The sequence below is a fragment of the Acidovorax sp. KPB24-03 genome (genome assembly GCF_057546605.1).
The window spans coordinates 1-9,082 of the sequence record NZ_BAAJYR010000144.1; the positions used below are offsets into that span (position 1 = coordinate 1).

The window sequence follows — 9,082 nt, forward strand, 5'->3', positions numbered from 1 at the left end:
GCCAAGACGGTTGCTCAGTCCGCCATGCCGTTCGAGCCGGTCGCCCACGTAAGAAGCTGAACGTGTGATGCCGGGCCATGGCTGGCTGTCGGTGCGGTGGGGGTTGTGCAGCCTGACAAGGCTGCAAAGGCGAAGGCAAGGATTGCCAGTTTCATGAGCGATGACCTCCTGTTGACGATGGCGGCACCAAGCCGCAACCAGGGGGCATCGTAGCTCAAGAAAGTCGTGTTACGACTATTCCGCTTGAGACTAAATCATGCGGGGCATGTCTGCCTCTCTTTACCACGCGAACTACGATGACCTGCGCGCGCTGTTGCGCGCGGTGCGCGTCAAGGCCGGGCTGACGCAGGTGCAGATGGCCGATGCCCTTGGGGTAGGTCAGTCCTATGTTTCGAAGCTTGAGCGAGGCGAGAACTTCATCGACGTGCTGCTGTACGCGCGTTGGTGTCAGGCATGCAATACTAAGCCGGGTGCGGCTCTCGACGGATTGTTTGATAAAACGTTAGAACAGCAAAACTGAATTGCATTGGTCGCGCGGATTTTCGAGGTAGCTGAGCATCGGTATTTTGCGATGCTGATGTAAATCCACCTGTTGTAGTTCTTTCGTGTATGAACACGATGGGAAATTTAAGTGAATTTATTTGGAGAATGAGTAATGGATTCTAATGAATTGATATCTTCAATTGCCCGTATCACCCGCGATATTTGGCAAAAAGAAAATCAGCCTCTTCTAATTAGCAACATCCCGCGCTATTTGGTTGGAAGTGATTTTCGCTCCGTATTGGGTAAAGAAGGATTGAAATCCTTCGTAGAGCGTACAAAAATTGAAGGCAGTTATAAAATAGTCGAGGATCCAAGCCATAAGTCGCGAGTGGGAATAATTCCTTCTAATGAAAATTACGAATTCCCGTTGGTTGCGAAGCAGGCTGCTGTTGATGAGAAGCACAAAGGTGAAGCTGCCCTAAAATTCTTAAGCCTTTTAAGTGAGCTTAGCGAAGAGGAGCAGCGTAGCGTAATTATTCCAGTTAATGTACTTGCCAAGCTTCTGCAAAAATGAGAGCGTTCATTGGCTTCGTTTCATCTAACGCGTTAGCCATAAAGCTTGTTGAGAAAGAGCAAGCAAATCTTGTGGCTCAACAGCTCCGTCAAGACCCTCGTTTTAACGTAAAAGGGGCTACCATTTCTATTGGAGTTTTCGACCCTGGAACGAGTCAAAGGAGCCTATCAAATTTTGTGTTTGAACGCAGTGCAAGTATGGACGTTGTAGCACTACTTATCGAAGGTGACCCTCCAATAGCGCTGGATGAGGTTTCACCCGCAGTGTTGGCAGGAGCAGTGGCATTGAATTACAACGCACTTCGTATGTCCATTGAAGCTGCTATTAACCGAATACTGAGGAACCTGCTGCAAATTCACTCGTTTACGAGTGATGAAAAAATGCTTGAAGTACTTCTTCTTCCGAGAAGAAATTTCATTGCAGATGATTTAAATGATCTGCTTCTTTTGGGTAGGACTGAGGGCGTCAGCAACGACCTTATAGCCAGAATTAGCGCAAAACTCGCTCTTCTAAGGAAACGAAGAAGGCCTAGGCGCAGGGCGGTTGTTGAGCCTTTGAAGAAATATATTTTTGACGATGAGGATAAGATTTTCGAGTATGGCTATGAAAACCACTCGAAGTATGAGACTGGAAGTCCACATACCAAGTCGTGCATCTTGGCTGCGAGATACAGGCTCGGAACAAAAATTCCCCTGGAATATCGCCACTATAATATGACAAAACAGAAGGGAACTGGGACTTGGATTGCTGGAGAATATGTTGATTGCCACAATGCGATAAAGTCTGTTGACCATTCACACGTGAATATATTCGCTAACGACTATCACTAATGAAAAAAGCGAGATACCAAAAGTTTGGTCCTCGCTTGAGTTCAATGTCTGACTCTAATTACTTCATCCGCTGTGACGCTAAAGCAGTTTGGCACACTTGCCGCGATTTCTCACGTTTGGTGCTTTCCCCGTGAATAGCCTTCACTCTTAGCCGAACCAGAACCAAGTCACATTGCATGGCCCCAATCCGAACAGAGGAGTTGAGTAGACAATCCGCTCATGATAGCACTGTGCGAGTCACTAGGCAAGCTTTTTGCGTTCTTGCTCTATAAGGCACTATTGTTGTCTCTATAGCATCGTGTGACTGAGATTTCCCGGATTCAAACCGACGTCCGCAACCCTGGCCTCGCCCCAGGGGCACACCGTGGGATACACTTCGGGGGCACACTTCTCAACGCTCTCGACGTGTCGAATGTAGTGGAGTTTTGTAGCGCAACTCTAAGTTGTTGAAAACAATGTGTTTTTAGGTAGGGGAACACTCGGGACTTTGCTCCCGCCAGCTCCACCATTCAGGATACCGCCACACTCTGACACCGTCAGGCTGTGGCGGTTTTTTCTTGCCCGGCGCTTTGTGGGGTGTCGCGCCCATCGCATCGAAATGGCCCGCGAGTCCCACGTGCCGGTTACTGCACTTGCCGATACGCCATCGAGTGTGGACGTGCCCGGCATGTCCGTGTCGACTCCGCGGACGTGCATCGAAAGCCGTTCTGCCCTCGGTATCACGGCCTGTGGTGCCACTGCGGCATGAGCGCTGCAGTCCTACACCCGCATCGAACAGGGGTTCGCAAACTGATTTCTCCTTGGAAAGGAAATTCATGCAAACCACCAGACCAGCCGGTATTTCAAGCACCGTCAACGCGGTACCGGCCACGACGCGCATCGCCACAGGAACGCGGCCCTGCCAGGTGGCAGTGGCCGACATGCCGGAGGTACAGCCATGGTGAACCAGGTCGACTCCCCGGACGGTAAGCCGCGCAAGGACCCCGGTCGTCCCAGCCCGGCATTGGTCGAAACAGATCCCGCAATGCAGCGCATGTCGCAGAAACGGCCTGCACCGCAAAAGGAGGGGGAAGACGGCGGTGGCATTGCGGATTCCCGCGAGCCGTCAGACCCCCGTCGAAACGGCTAGCCAGACGGCCTTCAGTGCGCCGCCACCCATTCATCCATCCGTCGTCGTCTCTGGAAGAAGTCCTCCCATGAACACCCGCAGCCCTGATGCCTTTCCCTTTCCGACATCTGAAAGCCATCCTTGTCCTCCGCCTGAAGGCACTGCTCCGGCGTTGAGACCTGCGGCCAATCCCGCGCACACGGAGCCTGCCCTCGATCATGGAATAGAGGAGTCGTTTCCTGCCAGCGATCCTTTGTCGATCGCTTTGACGCAGGTCCACGTTCTGCCGACGTCGGATTTGCAATGCCTGCCGCATGGCCACCACGGCCCGCATGCCACTGCACGCTCGGTGATTAGCATAGGGCTGATGGCTGGGACTTTGGCAAGCGTCGCATCGACGATGGTGCTTGCTTGGCGGGGGCGCGGCGGGCCTGGCAAAGCTGGCATGTTGGAGCGGTGGGTCGAGCCGACTGATGGCACTCCAGGCCTTGTGCATGGCGGCTCTCAGCAGGCCATGGCAACGCTTTGTGCGACTTTCGCCGCGGGGCTTGCCGTTGGCTGCGCTGCGGCCCGTCGGGGCCACCGCATCCGTCGGGAAAACCCATAAGAAGGCATTTAGGGCCGGTCCCAGGCCGCGGCAATGACCTTATCGGGGGCATCACCACGGCCGCAGGAGCCTGCCCTGCCCATCAGTCTTCGAGCGTTTTCGGCACGCCGCGCAAACGGCCTGCATCACCCACAGGGTCCAGATCTTCTCCCATGCCCAGTTCGGCACCCGTGGTGGGATCCATGTCGGGCTGAGATGCCGTGCGTGCGGCCATCTGCTCCACGGCGGGCGCTTCCAGTTCGTTCAGGGCCACGGTCGCCAGGCCATCGCCGCCATCCACCGCTTCGGCGCCCTGGGGAAGGGGAACGACGTTCCAGCGCTCTCCTTCGTTCCACGCACCCCGCACTTCCGGCTCGCCCTGCGAGGTGCGAAAGTACACGCTGGTGAAGCGCGGATCGCCTGGCAGCTTGCCGGGAGGGAAGTTCGGTTCGATGGCATAGAGTGCTTTTTCAAACGACTTCTGGTGGGCGATCTCTCGCGTCATGAGGAAGGTCAGCGCGTCCTTCACGCCCGGGTCGTCCGTGAGGTTGATGAGGCGTTCATACACGATCTTCGCGCGGGATTCGGCCGCGATGTTCGACCGCAGGTCGGCGGTGGGCTCGCCGATGGTGTCGACGTACGCTGCCGTCCAGGGTACGCCTGCCGAGTTGATCAACGCTGGGCCACCCCCGTACAGCACCTGGGTGAGGTGGCTGTCGTTGCCTGCGCCGGTGATGGACCGATAGAGGTCGCCCTCTTTTTCAACGCCTTCCGCCAGTCGGCCCTTGGCGCCCTTGTTGAGCATGCCCACGATGGTTCCGATGATCTCCAGATGGCTCAGCTCTTCGGTTGCGATGTCGAACAGCATGTCCTTGCGGCCCGGATCGTCCTCGCCCAATGCTTGGGTGAAATAGCGGCAGGCTGCGGCGAGTTCGCCCTGGGGTCCGCCAAACTGCTCGAGCAGCAGGTTGGCGAGGCCGGGATTGGTTTCGCTGATTCGTACGGTGTATTGCAGCCGCTTGTTATGAGAAAACATGAATGCTCCTGGTGGGGTTGAGCCAGCGGGTTCACCGACAGGCAACGCCATGTGGCGTCGAAGGAGTCAGGGCAAGCGGTGTGCCGAAGGGCCGGGCAATGGGCCGATGGCCATGCCGGACAGGGCGGCGCAGAGGGTGAAACGCAACCAAACACGGCATGTACCTTGCCTGTTCCCTGGCGCGCCCCACCCGAGAGGCCCAGTCCGGTGCGGACGGCGCTGGCAGTACAGGGCCACTACGGCGACGAGGTGCCGCGGCGGATGGGCGATTGCCCGGACCATGCCGCGCGGTAAATTTTGCAGCGGTTTTTTCTGTTCGCTCGCTGGCGCGGTCCGTGGCTTGGGGCCTGTCTAGAGAGTTGAACGGGCCATGGTTGGGGTCACGGCGGCATCGCGCTTGTGGGCGCTGGCGAGGTAGGTGTTCACGATGATCCGCTCGGCCTCGCGATCGATGGGCAGGCCTTCCAGGAAGTCGTCGATGGTGTCGTAGCTCACTCCGAATGCGTCTTCGTCGGGCCGTTGCGGGGCCAGTGTTTCCAGATCAGCCGTGGGCACTTTCATCACCAGATCGCGGGGAGCGCCCAATGCAAAACCCACCGCGCGCACGCGGCGCTTGTTCAGGCCCGCCAGCGGCAGCACATCGGCCGCTCCATCGCCATGCTTGGTGAAGAACCCCATCAGTGCCTCGGCTGCATGATCGGTGCCGATGACCAGCCCTGCGGTGGCGCCGGCCACCGCGTATTGCGCCACCATGCGGGCGCGGGCCTTGATGTTGCCGACCAGAAAGTCTTCCGCCGGGGCATCGCCCAGGTCCACGCCGGCGGCGATCAGCGCTTGCTGCATGGCATCGACCGATGCGCGGATGTCCACGGTGCGCACCTCGTCGGGTGCGATGAAGTCGAGGCACCTGACTGCCTCGGCCTCGTCCCGCTGCTGGCCATACGGCAGCCGCATGGCGATGAAACGGACGCTTTCTCCGGAGGCCCGCAGGCGGGCCACGGCCCGTTGCGCCAGGCAGCCGGCAACCAGCGAATCCACGCCGCCGCTGATCCCGAGCACGTAGGTCTGTCGCCCGGTGCGCGCCAGGTACTGGGCGAGAAAGTCGACACGGCGCTCCAGTTCGACCTCGACATTGAACTCGCGCACCACCGACAGGGATTCCAGAATCTGTGGCTGACTGGGCCTGACGCTCATTGGGGTCGCTCCTAAAAGGTGGATGGCACCGGCGCGAACTTCGCCGGGCCGCAATGGACCATTGGGCGGCCAAGTGGCCGAAGCGGTTGTCGGATGGTGCCGGCATGTCGCTGCCGCCTTGCACGGCAGGAGGCGTGTCAGTGGGTGTGTCAGGGGCGCAAGGCCTGTCAGCCGGCCCAGCCATTCCAAATGCCACCGAAGCACCGCAGATCAAAACGGCTTCCAGCGCAATAAGTACTAGGGCATATCGCTATAAAAAACATAGCGCCTGGTGGTGGGCTCAGCGCGGTGCCTTGTCCCGCTGGCGGGCCTCGATCAGCGCGATGAGTTGCTGGACCTCCACGGGCTTGACCATGTGTGCGTCGAACCCCGCTTCGGCGGCGGCGTTCCGGTCGGCTTCCTGGCCCCAGCCGGTCAACGCGATCAGCTGCACGTCCGCGCCGCCCGGCAGGGCGCGCATCTGGCGCGCCACTTCGTGCCCGCTCATGCCCGGCATGCCGATGTCCAGCACCGCCACGTCAGGCATGCCCTCGCGGGCGGCCGCGACCGCCGCGGGGCCGTCGGAACAGGTGCGTACCTCGCAACCGGAAATTTGCAGCAGGGTGGAGATGCTCCAGGCCGCATCGGCGTTGTCGTCGGCCACCAGCACCTTGGGCGCCAGGGCGGAGAGATTGCGCAATGGGGCCGGCAACCCGGGCTCCGGCAACGGCGCAAGGGGCTCCGCCTGCGCCAGCGGCAGGCGCACGGTGAAGGTGCTGCCTTGGCCCTGGCCCGGGCTGGAGCCTTCCACCAGGCCGCCGTGCAATTCCACGATGCTGCGCACGAGCGCCAGCCCGATGCCCAAGCCCCGCGCGCCGGGCAGGTCGGATGTTTCCTGCACGAACATGCCGAACAGGCTATGGATGTTGTCCGCTGCCATGCTGATGCCGTTGTCCGTCACGGCGATCACGGCGGTGCGCTGGTCCACCTGGGCCCGTACCCCGATGCGACCACCTGGAGGGGTGTATTTGGCGGCGTTGGCCAGCAGGTTGGACAGCACCTGGCTGAGGCGCACCGGGTCCGCGTCGAGCACCACCGGCATGTGCGGAAGCACCACCTCCAGCCGGTGCGCGCCGGCTTCGATGGCGGGCCTGGTGGTTTCGATGGCCATGTCCACGACCTCGGACAGCAGGATGCGGCGGCGGTGCAGGGCCAGGCGCCCCAGCCGCAGGCGCGAGACGTCCAGCAGGTCGTCCAGCAGCGTCTTCATGGCGGCGGATTGCCGGTCCAGGATGCTGGACGACTGGGCCCGCTCCTCGTCGTTCAACTTCCCCGACTGCAGCGCCTCTGCGGCATTGCGGATGGAGGCGAGGGGGTTGCGCAGTTCGTGCGACAGCACGGCCAGGAACCGGTCCTTGGCGGCGTCGGCGGCTTCCAAGGCCGAGTGCGCGGCTTCTTTCTGCCGCAGGGCCTCGACCAGTTCGGCCCGGCTGGTCTCCAGGTCTTCCTGGGCCTGGCGGGCACGGCTCTGGTCGCGCAGGATCTTGACGAAGCCGACCACGGCGCCATCGTCGAGCATCGGCATCAACACCCCGCTGGCCCAGAAGGTGGTGCCATCTTTTCGGCGGTGCAGGCGGTCGTCCATGGCGCGGCCATCGGTCAGCGCCTGGCGCACCTCGATCTGCGGTGCGCCCAGGGCGCGGTCTTCGTCGGTGAAGATGATGTCGGCGGGCTGCCCCAGCACCTCGGCCTCGGGGTAGCCGAGCAGGCGCTCGGCGCCCACGTTCCAGCGGGTCACGCGCATCTGCGGGTCGGTGGAGAAGATGGCGAACTCGACGGCGTTCTCCACGATGAGCCGCAACTGCTCCTCGCTGCGGCTGAGGGCTTCCTCCGCCCGTTTGCGTTCCGTCACGTCGGTGCACATCACCAAGGCAGCGTCCGCACGGCCTTGCACATTCGACAGGCGGCTCACGTTGTTGAAGGTCCAGATCACTGAGCCGTCCTTGCGCAGGCAGCGCTTTTCGACCTGGAACGGCTCGCCGTGGCGGGCGAGCTTCTCGAACAGCCGTGCGCTCTCGGCCCGGTCGTCGGGGTGGACGAGGTCGAGCAGCGACATGCCCACGATGTCGGCCTCGGAATAGCCCAGCAGTTCGCGGTAGCTGCGGTTGGTGAATTCGATGCGCCCGTCCAGCGACACCTCCATCACCCCGGCCGTCGCCTGGCTGACGATGAGACTGAATCGGTCCTGCGAGACGCGCAAGGCCTCCTGGCTGTGCTTGCGTTCGGTGATGTCCACGAAGGTGAGCACCACCCCGGCAATGCGGTCGTCCAGCGTGCGGTAGGGCAGGGCCCTGACCAGGAACCACTGGCCGCTGCCCTTGCCGACCTCGCGCTCCATCGGCACCAGCCGCTCCAGGACGCGGCGGGCATCGGAGGTCATCTCCGGGTAGTCCAGGTGGGTTGCCAGATCGGACAGCGGGCGGCCGATGTCAGTGGGAATCAGTTTGAACAGCGTGATCGCCGAGGGGGTGAAGCGGGTGATGCACAGCTCGCGGTCCAGGAACACCGTCGCGATCGCGGTGGCGTCCATCAGGTTGTGCATGTCGCTGTTGGAGTGGCCGAGTTCATCGACCTTGCTCTTGAGCTCGTGGTTGACGGTGGTGAGCTCTTCGTTGATCGACTGCAGTTCTTCTCGGCTGGTTTCGAGTTCCTCGGTGGCCGAGCGCAGCTCTTCGTTCATGGCCTGCAGCTCTTCGTTGCTGGCCTTGAGTTCTTCGGTGGACACCTCGTACTGCTCGACCGTGTCGCGCAGGTGCAGTTTCATGCGCTCCAGTTCTTGCTCCAGGTGCTGCGCCAGGGGCTCGGAGACCGACATGGGCCGCACCGGCATGGGCAGCAGCGGCTGCAGCGCCGACGCGGGCTGGATGATCACCAGATGAAAACCCGGCGCCTCGTGGAACGGGACGATGCGGACCACCAGCACCATTTCGCTGCCGGCATGGGTGACGGCCACGGGCGGGGTCTCCACGGCCATCTTGCGCTGCGCCGCCTGGTAGAGCGCCGCGCGCACTTCGATGCGCAGGTCCTCGTGGATGGCGCGCAGCAGGTTGCGGCTGGGCTCGCCGCCCTGAAAGCGCAGGAACTCGCCGGCGTTGGGCGACAGGTGCACGATGTCGTGGCCGGCATCGATCAGCACGGAGGGCGGCGCGATCTTCTCCAGCAGCCGGAAATGCAGCTCACCCCAGCTGTGGCTGCGGCCATCGAGGGGCGGCAGATCGCGCGAGGCCGGGGG

The 9,082-nt window shown here is 61.3% G+C and carries 6 protein-coding genes; 3 read left to right on the forward strand and 3 right to left on the reverse strand.

Translation table 11 applies throughout. The annotated features are described in order from the left end of the window. The first annotated feature begins 265 nt into the window (after positions 1-265). From AC27KI_RS14945 to AC27KI_RS14955, 3 genes are all read left to right on the forward strand, one after another. Entirely contained in the window at positions 266-520 is a 255-nt protein-coding gene (locus tag AC27KI_RS14945) for a helix-turn-helix domain-containing protein (protein WP_487114510.1), read from the forward strand. A gap of 135 nt (positions 521-655) precedes the next feature. Continuing rightward, entirely contained in the window at positions 656-1,057 is a 402-nt protein-coding gene (locus tag AC27KI_RS14950; protein WP_487114512.1) for a hypothetical protein, read from the forward strand. Then, the gene (locus AC27KI_RS14955; RefSeq protein ID WP_487114514.1) at positions 1,054-1,887 is read left to right on the forward strand and encodes a hypothetical protein; all 834 of its coding nucleotides are present in this window, start codon (positions 1,054-1,056) and stop codon (positions 1,885-1,887) included. Before AC27KI_RS14950 ends, AC27KI_RS14955 begins: the two co-directional genes overlap by 4 nt. Before the next feature lie 1,797 nt (positions 1,888-3,684). On the opposite strand, the gene AC27KI_RS14960 is transcribed toward AC27KI_RS14955, so the two are convergent. From AC27KI_RS14960 to AC27KI_RS14970, 3 genes are all read right to left on the reverse strand, one after another. Continuing rightward, the gene (locus AC27KI_RS14960; protein WP_317357703.1) at positions 3,685-4,617 is read right to left on the reverse strand and encodes a manganese catalase family protein; all 933 of its coding nucleotides are present in this window, start codon (positions 4,615-4,617) and stop codon (positions 3,685-3,687) included. 351 nt (positions 4,618-4,968) lie between these two features. After that, entirely contained in the window at positions 4,969-5,811 is an 843-nt protein-coding gene (gene nadE / locus AC27KI_RS14965; RefSeq protein ID WP_487114516.1) for an ammonia-dependent NAD(+) synthetase, read from the reverse strand. A gap of 280 nt (positions 5,812-6,091) precedes the next feature. Next, positions 6,092-9,082, reverse strand: a 2,991-nt coding sequence (locus tag AC27KI_RS14970; protein ID WP_487114518.1) for a PAS domain S-box protein, incomplete at its 5' end; no start/stop codon positions are given.